This is a genomic window from Commensalibacter oyaizuii (genome assembly GCF_029953265.1).
GTDB lineage: Bacteria > Pseudomonadota > Alphaproteobacteria > Acetobacterales > Acetobacteraceae > Commensalibacter > Commensalibacter oyaizuii.
The window spans coordinates 1,305,556-1,322,514 of record NZ_JASBAO010000001.1 but is presented as its reverse complement, the minus strand read 5'-3'; the positions used below and the strand labels follow the sequence as shown (position 1 = coordinate 1,322,514).

At 39.5% G+C, this 16,959-nt stretch carries 18 protein-coding genes; 10 read left to right on the top strand and 8 right to left on the bottom strand.

The annotated features are described in order from the left end of the window. Nucleotides 1-47: 47 nt before the first annotated feature. The 4 genes from QJV27_RS05845 to gap form a co-directional block, all read right to left on the bottom strand. The gene (locus QJV27_RS05845) at nucleotides 48-512 is read right to left on the bottom strand and encodes a hypothetical protein (RefSeq protein WP_281448014.1); all 465 of its coding nucleotides are present in this window, start codon (nucleotides 510-512) and stop codon (nucleotides 48-50) included. Further along, on the bottom strand, nucleotides 509-940 hold the full coding sequence (locus tag QJV27_RS05840; RefSeq protein WP_281448013.1) for a MarR family winged helix-turn-helix transcriptional regulator: 432 nt from the start codon (nucleotides 938-940) through the stop codon (nucleotides 509-511). Before QJV27_RS05840 ends, QJV27_RS05845 begins: the two co-directional genes overlap by 4 nt. A gap of 469 nt (nucleotides 941-1,409) precedes the next feature. Then, the gene (locus QJV27_RS05835) at nucleotides 1,410-2,636 is read right to left on the bottom strand and encodes a phosphoglycerate kinase (RefSeq protein ID WP_281448012.1); all 1,227 of its coding nucleotides are present in this window, start codon (nucleotides 2,634-2,636) and stop codon (nucleotides 1,410-1,412) included. A 2-nt stretch (nucleotides 2,637-2,638) separates the two neighbouring features. Next, on the bottom strand, nucleotides 2,639-3,661 hold the full coding sequence (gene gap, locus QJV27_RS05830; protein WP_281448011.1) for a type I glyceraldehyde-3-phosphate dehydrogenase: 1,023 nt from the start codon (nucleotides 3,659-3,661) through the stop codon (nucleotides 2,639-2,641). A gap of 471 nt (nucleotides 3,662-4,132) precedes the next feature. Here gap and QJV27_RS05825 point away from each other — a divergent pair, with 471 nt between their 5' ends. Next, nucleotides 4,133-4,582 carry a hypothetical protein gene (locus QJV27_RS05825; RefSeq protein WP_281448010.1) on the top strand — a complete coding sequence of 150 codons (450 nt, stop codon included), beginning with the start codon at nucleotides 4,133-4,135 and terminating at the stop codon, nucleotides 4,580-4,582. 94 nt (nucleotides 4,583-4,676) lie between these two features. Continuing rightward, complete coding sequence (hemA, locus tag QJV27_RS05820; RefSeq protein WP_281448009.1) at nucleotides 4,677-5,900, top strand: 5-aminolevulinate synthase; 1,224 nt, start codon at nucleotides 4,677-4,679, stop codon at nucleotides 5,898-5,900. Between the two features lie 54 nt (nucleotides 5,901-5,954). Here hemA and QJV27_RS05815 read toward each other — a convergent pair whose 3' ends face one another. Next, the gene (locus QJV27_RS05815) at nucleotides 5,955-6,728 is read right to left on the bottom strand and encodes a DsbA family protein (protein WP_281448008.1); all 774 of its coding nucleotides are present in this window, start codon (nucleotides 6,726-6,728) and stop codon (nucleotides 5,955-5,957) included. Nucleotides 6,729-6,897: 169 nt separating this feature from the next. Between QJV27_RS05815 and QJV27_RS05810 the strand changes: the two genes are divergently transcribed. Next, the gene (locus QJV27_RS05810; protein WP_281448007.1) at nucleotides 6,898-8,442 is read left to right on the top strand and encodes a gamma-glutamyltransferase; all 1,545 of its coding nucleotides are present in this window, start codon (nucleotides 6,898-6,900) and stop codon (nucleotides 8,440-8,442) included. Between the two features lie 126 nt (nucleotides 8,443-8,568). Next, complete coding sequence (gene recA / locus QJV27_RS05805) at nucleotides 8,569-9,603, top strand: recombinase RecA (RefSeq protein ID WP_281448006.1); 1,035 nt, start codon at nucleotides 8,569-8,571, stop codon at nucleotides 9,601-9,603. 40 nt (nucleotides 9,604-9,643) lie between these two features. Here the strand turns inward: recA and QJV27_RS05800 are convergent, their stop codons facing one another. Further along, nucleotides 9,644-10,108: a RidA family protein gene (locus QJV27_RS05800; protein ID WP_281448005.1), complete on the bottom strand. Its 465-nt coding sequence runs from the start codon at nucleotides 10,106-10,108 to the stop codon at nucleotides 9,644-9,646. Nucleotides 10,109-10,123: 15 nt separating this feature from the next. Further along, nucleotides 10,124-11,671, bottom strand: coding sequence for a TSCPD domain-containing protein (locus QJV27_RS05795; RefSeq protein ID WP_281448004.1), 1,548 nt, complete (start codon nucleotides 11,669-11,671; stop codon nucleotides 10,124-10,126). 383 nt (nucleotides 11,672-12,054) lie between these two features. Here QJV27_RS05795 and QJV27_RS05790 point away from each other — a divergent pair, with 383 nt between their 5' ends. From QJV27_RS05790 to QJV27_RS05765, 6 genes are all read left to right on the top strand, one after another. Next, on the top strand, nucleotides 12,055-12,423 hold the full coding sequence (locus tag QJV27_RS05790) for an NADH-ubiquinone oxidoreductase subunit NDUFA12 family protein (RefSeq protein ID WP_281448003.1): 369 nt from the start codon (nucleotides 12,055-12,057) through the stop codon (nucleotides 12,421-12,423). A 15-nt stretch (nucleotides 12,424-12,438) separates the two neighbouring features. Next, nucleotides 12,439-12,969: an outer membrane lipid asymmetry maintenance protein MlaD gene (gene mlaD, locus QJV27_RS05785; RefSeq protein WP_281448002.1), complete on the top strand. Its 531-nt coding sequence runs from the start codon at nucleotides 12,439-12,441 to the stop codon at nucleotides 12,967-12,969. Between the two features lie 10 nt (nucleotides 12,970-12,979). After that, the gene (locus QJV27_RS05780) at nucleotides 12,980-13,210 is read left to right on the top strand and encodes a hypothetical protein (RefSeq protein ID WP_281448001.1); all 231 of its coding nucleotides are present in this window, start codon (nucleotides 12,980-12,982) and stop codon (nucleotides 13,208-13,210) included. After that, complete coding sequence (locus QJV27_RS05775) at nucleotides 13,207-13,755, top strand: DUF2155 domain-containing protein (protein WP_281448000.1); 549 nt, start codon at nucleotides 13,207-13,209, stop codon at nucleotides 13,753-13,755. Before QJV27_RS05780 ends, QJV27_RS05775 begins: the two co-directional genes overlap by 4 nt. A gap of 151 nt (nucleotides 13,756-13,906) precedes the next feature. After that, nucleotides 13,907-14,425 carry a disulfide bond formation protein B gene (locus QJV27_RS05770; protein WP_281447999.1) on the top strand — a complete coding sequence of 173 codons (519 nt, stop codon included), beginning with the start codon at nucleotides 13,907-13,909 and terminating at the stop codon, nucleotides 14,423-14,425. Nucleotides 14,426-14,451: 26 nt separating this feature from the next. Beyond that, entirely contained in the window at nucleotides 14,452-16,488 is a 2,037-nt protein-coding gene (locus tag QJV27_RS05765) for an NAD(+) synthase (RefSeq protein ID WP_281447998.1), read from the top strand. A gap of 40 nt (nucleotides 16,489-16,528) precedes the next feature. Here QJV27_RS05765 and QJV27_RS05760 read toward each other — a convergent pair whose 3' ends face one another. Then, complete coding sequence (locus QJV27_RS05760) at nucleotides 16,529-16,849, bottom strand: SEL1-like repeat protein (RefSeq protein WP_281447997.1); 321 nt, start codon at nucleotides 16,847-16,849, stop codon at nucleotides 16,529-16,531. Nucleotides 16,850-16,959: the final 110 nt, after the last annotated feature.

Sequence of the window (16,959 nt, the reverse complement as noted above, 5' to 3'; positions counted from 1 at the left end):
AAACATATTATGATCCGTTAGTTATAAATGTACTTTAAAAATAATAATCACATGGACAATTTACGCTGTTTATTTTTAGACAAATTTATTCCAGCTAGAACATTTAACATTAATAGGGTGATGTTAACGCCACCTGCAATTAACTCGACTATTTGAATAAGGAAGAAAGTAAAATCAAGATGTTCGTGAACAGCAAGATAACGCAAATATAATGCACATGGAATCAAGATAATAAGACCATTTAATGCAATAAAAGGCATACGTTTTTTCTTATGATGAATAGCTGGATTATTTATTTTTCCTGCCATTTTAGATCCTGTTCCACTTACAATAATTAATGCAGGAATAAGAAAAATAAAGCCATAAGGGATTAAAATTTTAACATTTTTTATAAAGTTTAAATGGCCACTTAATTCAGTTGTAACTGTTGAAAACCAAAAAATTAGTAAAATAATTAAGGCTGTTATTCCAGCAATACGGTGAATAAAGGACAGAGTGTATTTCTTTGTCATTTCATATTTTCAATTGCGATGATGATGTGGGTCAGACTTTTTATTGTGCTATCAATGTCATGAATATTTAGATTTTTAAAAATATTATCTGCCATTTTTTTCCACTCTATATTGATTGTATCAAAGGCTTTCACACCAAGTCTTGTTAATTGAAATAAAGATGATTTTCTATGGGCAGGATTATGAAGTTGTTGGACATATTCAAGTTTTAATAACTCATCAATAGTTCGTTGTACGGCCTGGCGTGTCAAACCCATCATACGTGCGATATACGGCACGGTTAACGGTTTATTTTCGAGTCTTATTGCGCCTAATACCTTCCATTTTGATGTTGTTAAACCGTGTTGAGAGGCTAATCTATCACCAATCAGGTTGACATCGTGATAAGCCCTGAACAGTCCAATAATAATTTTATTTTGCATTGTCATGATGATATTGTTTAATAAAATGACAACATGTTGTCAATAAATCTTTTATCATTCGAATTTGATGATATAGGTTTCAAATGTAAAATGAATGAACATTGGCAAAATATTGTAGAAAGTAGTAACTACAAATATCATTGTGCAAACTAGTTAGAATATTGTGTATTGTAATAAGGTAATTATGTAGTGCTATGCACACTTATGAGTATACTTTGTAAATACAACTTAGTTTGCTTTAGTTTATCTTGTAAAATTAAGAAAACGTTGGAGCATACATTTGAAATATTAGTCGATTTTTGGGGAATGAAGAATTTATAATACCGTTATGTTTGTAACAAACTTATTAGTTTTTTTATATGACAGGTAATGTTTAAAAAAGTTATTGCTAACATAGCAGATATTTGTGAAGAATCTTATCAATGATTATACTATCTATAAAAAGAGGGCGAATAAATCGCCCTCTTTTTATATCCTACAAAGGAATAGTTTCCCGTGCCAATGTTGTCAAAGCAACAATACCGGGAAGTGCTTTACCTTCCAGCCATTCAAGGAAGGCACCGCCAGCGGTAGAGACATAGGACATGTCATGAATAACACCCGCATGTTTTAACGCAGAAACGGTATCCCCACCACCAGCAACACTTTCCAGTTTGCCAGCTTTGGTTAATTTGGCAGCTTCTTGAGCCACTGCATTGGTTGCTTTGTCAAATGGGGTGAATTCAAATGCACCTAAAGGACCGTTCCAAACCAAAGTTTTCAGTTCAGTTAGGGTTTTATTCAACAATTCTACGGTTTTTGGCCCAACATCTAAAATCATTTGGTCATCAGGAACCGCATTGACATCTACGATTTTGGTTGCTGGATCATTTTTTAATTCAGCAGCAACAACAACATCGACAGGAAGCAGAATCTTACAACCCTTTTCCTTGGCCGTTGCCATAATATTGCGTGCGGTGTCATGCATTTCCGCTTCTTGCAATGATTTGCCAACTTTAACGCCTTGAGCAGCGAGGAAAGTATTCGCCATTGCACCACCAATAACCAATACGTCAACTTTGCTGATCATATTGGAAAGTAGATCCAATTTAGTAGATATTTTCGATCCACCAACGATGGCACCTACTGGGCGTTTTGGGTTTTCTAACGCGCGGTTTAATGCATTCAGTTCTGTTTCCATTAAACGCCCCGCAAAAGAAGGAAGGTATTTTGTAACCCCCTCTGTTGAGGCATGGGCACGATGAGATGCAGAAAACGCATCATCAACATAGATGTCAGCCAACGCAGCCAATTCTTTTGATAATGTTGGATCGTTCTTTTCTTCACCAGCGTGGAAGCGGGTATTTTCCAGTAACAAAATGTCACCGTCTTTTAACGCATCGACTGCTTTTTTGGCATCTGGGCCAATACAATTATCCGCAAATGCAACGGGCAGATTTAAGATGTGGGCCAATGATTGACCAACAGGTCTTAAAGACATTTCAGGAACCACTTTCCCCTTTGGACGGGCAAAGTGACTGCAAATGATGACTTTTGCACCCTTTTTCACCAATTCTTGGATCGTAGGGGCTAAACGTTCCAATCTTGTTGTATCGGTAATTTTACCATCATGGGTGGGAACATTTAAGTCCCCACGTAATAGTACTTTTTTACCTTTACAATCAAGATCATCAAGCGTTTTAAATGCTTTTTGATCAACCATTGTTATTTGCTTCCTAAAATAACTGCTGTATCAGTCATACGGGTTGAGAAACCCCATTCGTTATCATACCAACCTGCAACGCGGATCATTTTACCACCATCAATAAACCCTGTTTGAGTTGCATCGAATGTAGAAGAATTGTAGCAGTGATTGAAGTCAGAGCTTACCAATGGTTTGTCATTATAACCCAAGATTCCCTTTAATGGACCTTCAGCTGCCTTTTTGAAATAAGCATTTAATTCTTCAATAGAAGCAGGGATTTTGCTTGGAACGAATTCTAATGCAACATAAGAAACGTTAGGGGTTGGAACACGAATAGCAATACCGTCTAGTTTGCCTTTTAATTCAGGAATAACCAATGCAACGGCTTTTGCAGCACCTGTAGTCGTTGGAATAATATTTTGTGCAGCAGCACGTGCGCGGTGTAGATCTTTGTGTAATGTATCAACAGTACGTTGGTCACCTGTGTATGAGTGGATGGTAATCATGCTACCAAATTCGATACCAACAGTGTCTTGCAATACTTTGGCAATTGGGGCCAAGCAGTTTGTTGTACAAGAAGCGTTGGAAATGACAGTCATGTCACTGGTGATAACATTTTGGTTAACACCATATACAACGGTTGCATCGACTTCTTTACCAGGGGCAGAGATTAATACTTTGCGAGCACCTGCTTTTAATAATTCACCAGCGGCTGCCTTATTTGTGAACAGACCCGTACATTCCATAGCAACATCCACACCTTGTAGGGGTAATTTGCTTGGGTCTCTTTCTGCGGTGATTTTGATGGGGCCAATGGTACGACCAGCATGGGTTTTAATGGTCATAGTGTTATCTGTAACAGTAACATCAGCAGGAAGACGACCATGAACCGTATCATAGGTAAGAAGATGTGCGTTTGCTTCTGGGCTTCCTAGATCGTTAATTAAAACAACTTCGGCATCGGTGCGGCCTGTTTCGATGATGCTGCGTAGTACCAAACGACCGATACGACCAAAACCGTTAATTGCAACTTTAATAGCCATAATAAAAATCTCCTTAAAGTATTATAGATTATAGAAAGACTTAAAAACAAAAATGTAGGTTTATGTTCCTAACAGATTATACTTAAATTTTTGAAAATCAGTCACGTTTTTTTGATGACGGGAATTTTAAAAATGCATTTATCATATTTTAAAGAACCTTTTTGATTTTCGAATAATCTAGTGTGAAAACGATATTGCAAACTTGTCAACAAGTATTTTAATAAATGATAAAGATTGTAACTCAGGTAGCAGTATATATTGTTTTTTTTTAATAGGTAAGATTGTATAAAATATTATTATTTTATATAGTGGTAGTTCGTTTTATAAAATTTTATTAAAATATTATATTTTAAGGGTAATGCAATTTTATCTTGAATATAATTTGCATGAGTATTAGGAAAATAACTTGATAAACTATAAAATGTTTTCCTATGGTGTTATTTATATAAACCCCTTGCAATAGATAAAATTATGTCCCGTCGTTATAATACTTTTATAATATTAAGCAGTTTATTTTTCCTGAACGCATGTAAATTGGTGGATCAAAGAACGTTTAATCCCAGTGCAGGGCGCAAACCTATACCTTATGTTCCGCCAGCCCCACCAGCCCCACCACCGCCAGCCCCGCCAATCGAAATTGTACAGGGTACTCCTGCTGATCAATGGGCAAAGCCTTTAGCAATTTTGGTTAGGGATGCGTTGAAAAGAAAAGCAGATGCTTTATTTGTTGTGACCATTGTAACGCCTGTTGCACAAACACCATCCTTACAACAAGAACAACTGCAAAAAACTGTGAAACAAGATGGGCAGGCTGTTGCACAGGCCATTGTTAAGGCTGGTGCTAGACCAGAACAGGTTCAATTAACAGCCAAAGCAGACGGGGCAGTGCAAAAAAATGTTGTGCGGGTCGATATTCATTAATTTCAAATTTTTAAAAACCATATCATTATCCACAGACGTAAGATTTTAGATTGATATTATAATAATCTGTACGGAATTTAAGGAGTAAGTTTAAGTGACAGAACGTACGATATCTGCACACCCTTTTTACGCATATTGTAAAACTGCATTACAAGACATTGAACAACAGGGGCGATATCGTAGATTTACACCGTTAAGCAGACGATCTGCACATTATCCGATTTATGACAATGACACACCACAACAACCAGAAAGACCGGTTGTTGTATGGTCTGCTAATGATTACTTGGGGATGGGTATCGAACCCGAAGTCATGAATGCCGCAATTACCGCGATACAGGAATACGGTGCAGGGGCCGGGGGAACGCGCAATATAGCAGGAACACATCCTTTGCATGTAGCACTAGAAGCAGAGCTTGCAGATCTACATGGTAAAGAGGCTGGATTGTTATTTGTCTCTGGGTACGTGTCTAATCAGGCTAGTTTACAAACAATTTTAACCAGTATGTCTGGAGGCTGGATTACCTTTTCTGATCAGCAAAATCACGCGTCAATGATTGCAGGAATCAAGGGGGCAAAAGGATCTGATTGTATCATCTTTAAACATAACGATCTAAATGATTTGGAATCAAAACTAGCTGCAGCTCCTAAAGATTCACCAAAAATGATCGCTTTTGAAAGTGTTTATTCAATGGACGGGGATATTGCTGATATAGGGGCAATATGTGCGTTGGCACGTAAATACAATGCATTAACGTATTTGGATGAAGTACATGCCGTTGGTTTGTACGGTAAACAAGGCGGTGGTGTTTCAGAGCGCGATGGGGTCGCAGACCAGGTTGATATTATCGAAGGAACACTGGCAAAAGGATTCGGCGTTCACGGAGGATACGTTACCGCCAACAAGGATATTATCGAATATTTAAGATTAGCTGCATCAGGATTTATTTTCACCACGTCACTACCTCCATCGGTAGTTGCAGCAGCACTGGCTAGTGTACGTTTGGTGCGTGAACAAAACTGGCGACGTGAGAAATTGTTCGAACGCGTTCATACATTCCAGCAAAAATTAAAAGATGCTGGTATTCCCTTTATTCAGACGGAAAGCCAAATCGTACCTGTGATGATTGGGGATGCTAATTTATGTAAGGAGGTTAGCAGACGTTTGCTAGAAGAATATGCAATTTATGCAACGCCTATCAACTATCCAACTGTCCCCAAGGGAAAAGAGCGACTACGTTTAACGCCTAATCCATTTCACACAGATGATATGATGGATGATATGGTTAATGCATTGCGGGCTTTGTTGTTAAAATAGTAGATAGGAAAGATAGGCTATTATTAAGGATAATAGCCTATAATCGACTTAATTTTACCTGCCTTCTTTTTGTAAGATTGTTTTTAAAGTTTCATAACTAACGGCACCAGGGATTATTTTTTTATCATTAATCACCAGTGCAGGCGTACCATCAATCCCCAAGTCGCGTAGTAACTGAACATTATCCTCTAGTGCTTTGGTAACAGAAGCCGCTTTCATATCTTGGATCAAACGATCAGCATCCAGCTTTTGTTGCTTAGCAATTGTTTTAATTGTGTCTTCTGTAATTTCTTCTTTTGAATCCATAATGGCTTTCATCATGCTAACATACCCATTTTGACGAGTTGCTGCGACGATGGCTCTGGACTGTAAAACACTATTTTCCCCTAGAATAGGAACAATTTTAAAAATAATGCGGACATTTTTGTCATCTTTGGTGAGTTGAACCAGTTCAGGAAGAATTTTCTTACAATATGGACAGCGTGGGTCAAAAAATTCTACAATTGTATTCTTAGCATTTGGATTGCCAATAAATCCGTCTGTTGGCAAAACATTCATCAAAACATTTTTCTTCTCAGCCAAAGTTTTAGAAGCACTTTCCGTACGTTGTTTTGTTCTCTTTTGTTGTGCTGCAATAATGGCATCTTCCAGGATAGAAGGGTCGTTTTTAAGCGCCTGACGCACGGTGGAAATAATTTCTTTGTGTTGTTCAGGGGTGAAACTGCTATTATCTTGAGCATACCCTGAAAGTGGGGTCACCATAACACCACAGAACAAGCTGGCGGTTAAAGGAATGTGAAAGTAGCGCTGAAAAGGCGACTTTTTCATAAATGTTTCTCCTGGTAGAAAAAGTAAATAATTATTCAACATAACATTATACAGTATTATGGTTATTATGTTATAAAAAAACGGTTATTAATTATATTCTTACTGTGAATAATTGTAACTGTAAGTCTAAATATTTGTTAATTCTGCTGATTCATCGGAGACCAACCGCGTGTCAAAGCGTTCTTATCGTTTACGTAGTCGTTATTTATTAAAAGGATGTACCTTTTTGAAAAAGCCTGCTCATCATTTTATTACCGATACTAATTTCTTAAGAAAAGCAGGTAAAGTAGCTATCAGTGCTATGGTTGCTGTATCATTGACGGCATGTGGTGGCGAACATACTGGCCATAAAACCATCAAAACAAAAAATTTAAACAATCGCGTAACTGGCTATGTTGGTAGTGTTGCAGCAGACGAACCTCAGGCAGCAATGATTGCGCGGGATGTTTTAATTCGTGGTGGTAACGCAGCGGACGCAGCAACGGCTTTGGGTTTTGCTTTAACAGTGACATTGCCGTCACGTGCGTCCTTGGGGGGCGGGGGTGCTTGTATTGCGTATCGTCCTGGTCAACCGGCACAATCCTTTCTATTTTTACCCCAATCAGGCATAATTCAGGGGCAAGCCGACCGTCCCGCAGCCGTTCCGATGATGGCACGTGGATTATATTTGCTACAGGCTAGTGAGGGTAAAGCAGATATTAACGATATTTTACACCTTATTGGAAATATGGCCCAAAATGGGGTAACGGTATCTGACATTTTTGCCAATGATTTGGCAGCTGTACAAGGACCTTTATTTTTGGATGCCGCGATGCAAAAAATCTTTGCTCGTAAAGACGGTACAGTATTGCAGGCAGGGGATATGTTGTATCAGCCCCGTTTAAAAATTATTTACGATCGATTAATTACCTCTGGGGTATCTGATTTGTATATCGGATCTTTGGCGCACAGCTATGCCCTTGGAGCGCAAGCCGCTGGGGGTGGATTAAGTGGCGAAGGGTTTAGAAATGCCCTACCTGTAAAAGCCCCAGCTTTGTCGGTGGTAATGGCTAAGGGACAAAATGTATATTTCGTTTCTCCATCTGCTGATGGTGGTTTGGGCATGGCAATGGCGTGGCGAAATCTAAGTAATGGAAAAGGAAATGCCTCTGCAATATCTCAAGGGACAGTGGCGCAATGGCGAGCAAGTAATGGTTTGGCCTTTGATAAAAAAAATATTTTAGCTCAGGAAAATAAAGCGCAGTCTTGGTTAAATGAAGGCAAAGCTGGTAGTGGTAATTTGCCTTCCCTACCTGCATCGACTTCATTTTCAGTGATGGATCGTAATGGTGGTGCTGTCTCCTGTGCATTAACAATGAATAATTTATTTGGTACTGGTCGTATTGCTGGAACAACGGGGATTGTTATGGCAGCTTCTCCTAAGTCAGTGCCACAACCTTTGTTAACTGCAGCGATCGCAACATATAAAAATCGCTTTATGGCTGCGGTTTCAGCTTCTGGACAAAATGAGGCAGCAGCAGCAGGTGCTGAAGTTTTAAATACATTGCTGACCCATACCAAAGATGGAAAAAACAATATTGACATTGCCCATCCCAATTCCCCCCAAGGTCGGGTAAACGCTGTGTTCTGTGAAGAAGGTATGCCTGGAAATAGCAATTATTGTCGTGCTTATACTGATCCTTCAGGATCGGGTCTTGCGATCAGTCGTCGATAAATATTTATTTTATAATGGATTCATGCGTCATTTTCGGTAAAATGAAAGTGACGTTTTTTTTGCGATAAAAGTTAATAGAATCAAAGTAATATTTGGTTGTTGATAAAAAAGAAGGTTTTAAAGATAATGGATAAAAATAAAGCATTAGATGGTGCATTAGCTCAGATTGAACGCGCTTTTGGTAAAGGTTCCATTATGAAAATGGGTGAAAAACCCGCAGTTCAAGTTGAGGCGATATCAACAGGATCAATTGGACTGGATATAGGTTTAGGCATTGGTGGGGTGCCACGCGGACGTATTGTTGAGATTTATGGACCTGAAAGCTCTGGTAAAACAACGATGGCGTTGCATATCATTGCTGAAGCCCAGAAAACGGGCGGAACTTGTGCATTTATCGATGCCGAGCATGCCTTGGATCCAATTTATGCCAGAAAACTAGGCGTAGATATTGATAATTTGCTTATTTCCCAACCTGATGCAGGAGAGCAGGCACTTGAAATTGCGGATACGTTAGTACGGTCAGGTGCAGTTGATGTATTGGTTATTGATAGTGTGGCAGCACTGGTTCCCCGTGCCGAGCTTGAGGGGGACATGGGGGATAACCATGTTGGGTTACATGCACGTTTAATGAGCCAAGCTTTAAGAAAATTAACTGGTTCCGTTTCACGCTCAAATGCCTGTTTGATATTTCTAAATCAGATTCGTCAAAAGATTGGTGTCATGTTTGGTTCGCCAGAAACAACGACTGGTGGAAATGCGCTAAAATTCTATGCTTCTGTACGTTTGGATATTCGTCGTATTGGTCAAGTTAAGGATAAAGAGGAGGTCACAGGAAATCAGACTCGTGTCAAAGTAGTCAAAAATAAAATGGCCCCACCGTTCCGCCAAGTAGAATTCGATATTATGTATGGTGAAGGTATCAGTAAAATGGGCGAATTAATTGATCTTGGTGTTAAGGCCGGTATTGTTGAGAAAGCTGGGTCATGGTTTTCTTATGACAGTCAACGCATCGGTCAAGGACGCGAGAACGTAAAGCAGTTTTTACGAGACAATCCAGAAGTCAGTCACAGTATTGAACAACGTATTCGTGAAAAGGCAGGGGTTGTTGGCGATGCCATGATGTCTGACGAAAATGAGTCAGATGATTTGTTAGCTGAATAATGGAAATGACCAAGTAGTCTTTACTTGGTCATTTTATTGGCTAGGCGTTGAATTCAAACCATGCTTCGACTTCAACGCAAGCATTCATTGGCAATGATGCCACGCCAAAAGCAGAACGTGCGTGCTGCCCAGCTGGGCCAAAGACCTCAACAGCCAAATCAGAGGCACCATTCATAACTGCTGCTTGTTGGGTGAATGTTGGGGTGCTTGCGACAAAACCGCCCAAACGTACCAGCTTATTAATATAGTTAAGACTGCCAAGTGCAGCCCGTGCTTGAGCTAAAATATTAATCATGCAAAATCTAGCAGCCTTGGCCCCGGTTTCAACATCAACTTCATCCCCCAGTAATCCTGTGGCAAATAATTTGCTATGAACCAAGGGTAATTGCCCAGAAATAATCAACCAATTTCCAGTTTTTACGCTTGGTACATAATTTGCCACGGGGGTGGCTGGGGTGGGTAGAACAATTTTCAAAGCCTCAAGACGTTCTTCGGGGGTGGACATAATGGTTTCCTTTAGTTAACTGACCAGTTTAAATTTACTATTTCGAGGATGATGAGGTGGAGTTTGTTTTTCACCTTCATCGGGTAAATCTAAGGGTAGCATAGGTAAGGCTTCATCACTAGCGTGTAAATTGTTGGGTGCATCTGCCAAGGGTTCATGTAGATAAATATCAGAAAGTGCCCTAAAACTGTAATCTAGAAAAGAGGTGGCATATAATGCACCCGGGTCACCTTCGACAGTTCCCGCAACGCCAAAGCGACTGTAAGCAAAAGTCGAGACATATTCCTTTAAAGGGGCACCATATTGCAAGCCGATGCTTACCGCTTGGCTTAAGCTTTCTAGTAGTCCTTTGACCATTGCATTTTCTTTGGTAGGGGTTATTGAAATTTCTCCTAAAGTACCATCTTCGTATTCCCCTGTTCGTAAAAATAAACCCCGTCCGGCAATACTGGCTTTTTGGGTAATTCCCTTACGTCGTGGAGGAAGAGGTTTTTTTACGCCCCTACATAATGTTGTTTTAGAGGACAAGGGATGGGTAATCGGGTTAGGACGTGCTGGCATATGAGTAACAAACCCTGCCAAGGCTTGGTGCATGGCGTAATGTGCTTGGGCTGAAGGGGGGTGGATGATACTTTCGCCAGCTAGTGCTGCTGCTAGTGCTGATTCTAAGGTTAATCCTTTGTGGGCTAACCTTGCCAGAGTACTAAAAGCCAATAGGCCATCTTCCCTTAGCAAAGAAAAAATAGGGGCAAGGCCACAGGACTCTGATTCCAGTAATAGATCTGCAGGGTTACCTGGTGTTGAAAAACTGGTGTCGATTCGTTCCAAGCGAGAGCGTGGTTCATCAGAAGCAAGTGCCCAGATATCTTTTGCTGTTGTTGCCAATTCTGGCAATGCATTCCAGTCTGGGGATAAGGGCAAGAAATCTGCACCACATCCTGTATTTGCCAAAAGTGTTGCAAAACAGGCAAGACAACATGCAACATCCCTACCGTCGACGCTGTCATAGTCGTAACCCAGCTGTGCTAGACAAGCGTCAAGGTTTGAAAGGTAGATGATACCAGCACTGGGTTGGGCTGTAAATTCTAGCTGTTGATTCTCTAAATCATTTTGATGATTGGGGGACAATTCTGCAAAGGGTAATTCACCGTTGATGAAATTAGCCTGCTGTCGATGCAAAACACGTAATGTATCGGCTACAACCTCTAAGACATGTCGGTAGGATTGAGCATTAAACCCCGTCTCAGTCGAAGCAAAAGCGGCAAGATTGATAACAATACCTGGTTTTTGACCAGGATCGTTTTTCCAAATGACGCTGTTGGGACATGCTTGCTTTAATAACAAGATGGATTCCCAATGTTGCGCGGTAAAATTGGTTGCCTGTTCGCACAGAGGGAATAGCCAATTTGCTATTAAAACGTCCGTTTTTATAGGGGATGCGTCCAGCAAATGCTCTGGGCATAATTGAAGGATCGCTGTTGCAGCGTTATTTTCCCAATCTTCAGGGATCATAACAGAGTGTAAAGGTGCATCAGGATCAATCGCAGTACGCAGATTACGCATCCGGACGCCATTCCAAAGATGTCGTGTTTTCATACTTGATAGTTTAAGCGGTTTAGAGGCTGAAGATAAGGGATAATATCGATGTAAAAATTATACACGCCTATGGATATAGTGGATATTGTGGATAAAATTTCTCTCTAAGTTTCTTTTGATTAAAAACTAAAAGATTTTTAATTTACGGTGGTTGAAAGATATATCTATTCCAGTATACGTAAAATTGATTTTTATACGTCCATCCTGTATAGATAAATATCTATTTAGTTTTTTATAGATTCAAATTGAGAAAGATTTTATGCTTTTTTGTGAAAAGGGTATATCTTTAACTTTTAGAATTCTATACAAGAGTAAATCGTTATTCATATAAATATTAATGTATTAGAGTCATGACAACTTTAGGAACACGCCTTCACACGATGTTTAAGGGACGTTTGGTCGGCAAGGATGCTGGCGGGCGGTCTTATTATGAATCTCGCAAATTGAACCGTCTAGGCGGTGGGGAACAACGTCGTGAGCGTTGGGTCATTTATAACAAAGGTGACGATCCATCTGTTGTCCCTCCTGAATGGTGGGTATGGCTTCATCATGGAGCTGATGCACCTTTGCCAGCATCTAAACGTCATCCTTGGCAAACGGAATATCATGCCAACCCTACAGGAACTGCAACAGCATACCACCCTCAAGGCAGTGACTATGCTGGTGGAAAACGTGCCAAAGCAACGGGTGATTATGAAAGCTGGTCCCCTGGGGAATAGGTAAATTAAATCATTATGCAGGTTACCACTTCGAACAAAACACGACAGATTATTGAAATAATTGTTGGATTTATTGTGATTGTTGCGTTTATCACAGTGGTTATTTTGGCAATTGTTGGTCATGGTCAGGAAAGGGTAAGTGGCTATCCCTTGAAAGCTTCATTTGAGCATATTGATGGGCTAGACATTGGATCAGATGTTAAATTAGCTGGGGTTAACGTAGGTAAAGTTATTGAGGAAACCGTTGATCCCAAGACTTATAAAGCCACTGTCATTTTTACTGTGCGTCCTGACTTGCAATTACCAGTTGATACTGCCGCTGTCATTACGAGTGATAGTTTGCTGGGGGGGAAATATATTGACCTATCTCCTGGTGGGGATGAGAGTATCTTAAAACCTGGTCAGTTTATGTCTCATACTCAAGGTTCAATCAGTTTGCAGGAACTTTTAAGCAAATTCGTCTTTTCTATTGCTGATAATAAACCTAAATCGGATGATCATAAGAAAAATACAACCGATGACAAAGCTATAGCTCCTTTAGAATAAGGGGGTATGTATGATTAAGTCGAATGATCAATTGGATTTGTCTTCCTTGATGTGGCTACAAACCGATCAAAAGCCTGTAATTTGCAAGGAGAAGATCAAAATTTTAACTGAAAATCATGTTGAATTAATGCAAATGATGCAAGATGCGTTTGAAGATGCAATGTTGATGGGGGTTGATGAACAATTTATGCGGTCAGTATTAAAGGAAATGATTGACCAATTACGGAGTCCTGTAGTGTGAAAAAGATTTTATTGGTTGCGGCGTCTTGTATACTGAACGTTGGCATTCATCATCACGCAAATGCTGAAAAAAAGAAGTCATCTTCTTCAAACGCTTCTTCGGTGTCAGCAGATACATGGTTAAGTCAACCCAAAGCTGTTATTCGCGTTTTAAGCAAGCTTGAATCTGAAGCCACTGTTTTAACAATTCCTGTTGGGGGGACTGAAACATATAAAACCTTAACCATCAGTGTCAAACGATGCATCACACGGCCCACAGCACTGTCACCTGATAATGCGGCTTTTTTACAAATTGTGGATAGTAAATTGCCAACTAATCCGTTTGCTGCATGGATTTTTTCAGCTGAACCAGGGGATTCTGTTTTCGAGCATCCATTGTATAATGTCAGTATGGTAAAGTGCGAGGGTACAGTTGGTTCAGAACCTCTTGTTGCGCAACCTTCGACGGGTACATCATCAGGTCAAAAGTCAGATGTTAATGGAAGTGGACAATCTTCTGATGATTTAGAGAAATCTTTGGAAGATTCTATTCATTCTCAACATTGATAAGACGTGTCTTAAATTTATTCAAAGCTGGTTATTACAAACAATAACCAGCTTTTTTTATTTCGTTTTTATTTCTTAAAGATATTTGGTTCAGGTGTTTTTATAGTAAACTGTACAGTATTAATCTTGAAATTATAGAAAGATAATGATTATGTTCAGACATCGGGAACAGCCTATTCGATTTATTTTAGGAATGATGATGATTATATCAGGGCTGGTTGCGCTTATTATGGCGTGGTTTTTCCAAAATATATGGAATATGGCTCCATGTGGATTATGCTTGTTGGAGCGGTGGCCATATCGTATTTTAATTTTATTTGGTATTTTTGTTTTTATCGTTAAAAATCGTTTTATCGGATTGATCTTTAATCTGGCTGCGTTGGTTTTATTGGCTAGTTTGGCATTATCTTTTTTGCATATCGGGGTTGAACAAGGTTGGTGGCCAAGCCCATTGCCAGAATGTTATTCAATCTCTTCTCATGTTCAAGATTTAAATGCACGTTTTATGTCAATGCCTGATCGACCTAGTAAACCTTGCGATATAGCTTCTTATTTATTTGACTGGCTGCCTATTTCTTTAACGATGTTAAATGGGTTATATTCTTTAGTCTTGTTTATTGCTATTATAGTTGGAACAAGGATGAGGCACCGTCCGTCTAGTTTTTCTTGATAGATGGTTTGGCAGAGGAAAAGCATTTGAAAAATTTTTATTCTCTTTATGAACATAATTTTGTTCGGGTTGCTACTTGTAATTTTTCAGTGCGTTTGGCAGATCCAATTGCCAATAGTCAGGAAATTATCAGCTTAGCTGGTAAGGCACACGAACAGGGGGCAGCGTTGTGTGTATTTCCTGAGCTGTCTTTGTCAGGTTATGCAATAGAAGATCTTAGGTTACAGCATGTCTTATTAGATAGCATAGTCGAAGCAATTAGTTCCCTTTGTCAAGCAACTCAAACTTTGTTGCCTGTGTTGATTGTGGGTGCTCCGTTAATTTTTAAAGGTGCTGTTTATAATTGCGCAATTGCTATCCATAAGGGTAAAATCTTGGGAGTTATTCCAAAATCCTACCTACCTAATTATCGCGAGTTTTACGAGGCTAGGCAATTTGCTAGTGGCCAACACATTGTTGATCGGCAGATAACTTTGTTGGGGCAACAGGTTCCTTTCGGTGTGGATCTGTTATTTTCCGCTGTTGATTATCCTGATTTTGTTATCAGTGCAGAAATTTGTGAAGATTTGTGGGTGCCAGTTCCCCCCAGCAGCTATGCCTGTATAGGTGGGGCGACAGTAATCGCCAATCTTTCTGCCAGTAATATTACTATTGCAAAAGCTGATAAGCGTTTATTATTGTGCCAGTCACAATCTGCACGTGGAATTTGTGCGTACTTGTATGCTGCTGCAGGGCAGGGGGAATCTTCAACCGATGTGGCATGGGACGGTCAATTATCCATTGTTGAAAATGGTCGAATCTTAGCACAAACAGATCGCTTTCCCGAAGGGCAAACTTGTTTAATTGCAGATATTGACCTAGATATTCTAAGACAAGAACGTATGCAGGTTGGAACGTTTCATCAAAATTTATCTGTTCCCTATGATTATCGTAATATTCACTTTACGTTATCACCAGCATTGGTTGATTTGGGATTAAAGCGCCCTGTAGAGCGGTTTCCCTTTGTTCCATCAGACGTACAACGATTGGAACAAGATTGTTTTGAAGCATATAGAATCCAAGTATCAGCACTAAAACAACGCATTCAGGCAATTGGTGCAAAAAAACTAGTTATTGGGATCTCTGGTGGGTTGGACTCTACCCAAGCGTTATTGGTTGCTGCCCAAGTGGTGGATGAACTGCAAATAGGGCGAGAGTCAATTTTAGGGTATACGATGCCAGGCTTTGGAACCAGTTTTGAAACCAAAAACAATGCTGAGGCATTGATGGACGCTTTAGGAATACAGTGGGAATGTTTAGATATTCGCCCAGCAGCCAAACAAATGTTACAGGATATGAAGCACCCTTATGCCGATGGGCAAGCAGTATATGATGTTACATTTGAAAATGTTCAAGCTGGGTTAAGAACTGATTATTTATTCAGATTGGCCAATCATCATCATGGCATTGTAATTGGAACTGGCGATTTATCAGAACTGGCTTTGGGATGGTGTACTTATGGGGTTGGGGATCAAATGTCGCATTATAATGTGAATGCAGGGCTACCAAAAACCTTGATTCAACATTTAATTCGTTGGGTTATTCAATCCAGACATTTTTCAGAGGATGCAGGTGAAATCTTGCAACGCATTTTAGATACTGAAATTTCTCCAGAATTAATTCCATCACAAGATAATAAAACGCTGCAAAGCACTGAGGCTAAAATCGGTCCTTATGCCTTACAGGATTTTAATCTATATTATATTTTACGATACGGGTTAAAACCATCAAAAGTGGCTTTTCTTGCTTATTCTATCTGGTCTGATGTTAATAAGGGAAATTGGTTGTCAGGATTTCCTGAAGATAAGAAAATTGCCTATAATTTATCAGAAATTCGACATTGGTTAGAGGTTTTTGTAAAACGCTTTTTTGTGTTTAGTCAATTTAAACGTTCTGCAATGCCTAATGCCCCAAAGGTTTCAGCTGGGGGGGGATTGTCCCCACGTGGGGACTGGCGTGCACCATCGGATGGGAATGCCACGATTTGGATAAAGGAATTACTAGAGAATGTACCAGAAAGTTAGTAGTCAAGGATAAAGACCAACATATATTATCTATATTTTTTTATGATTTATTGATCGTTCGAATGCTTATAATTTTTACGTCCTTTGCTGTTTCTGTGCAAGCAGGCCTGTTTGAAATATTCTTTAGCTTTTGTAATATTTTAGGGACACCTTGGCTAAAAACATAAAATACGCCTAAATTATTCAATGATGTACCATCCCTTTGGTCTGTTGCTTTCCTGTACCATTTTCTAACTTTGGTATGATTTTTTGCTTCAAAAATATTTTGTTTAATACCATATGGACCTATTGCAAACACGGCCCCTATCAATAGTTGAGCTTTAATATCACCTTGATTTGCCTTTTGTTTTATAAATCCCAATCGTTCTGGTGATTTTTTTTGCGAGGGCTGTGTTTATAAAGGGGATAAAAAAACGAGAATAAAAAATAAAAGCATATCTAAAATTACTTTATTAAAGTCATAGTATTTTC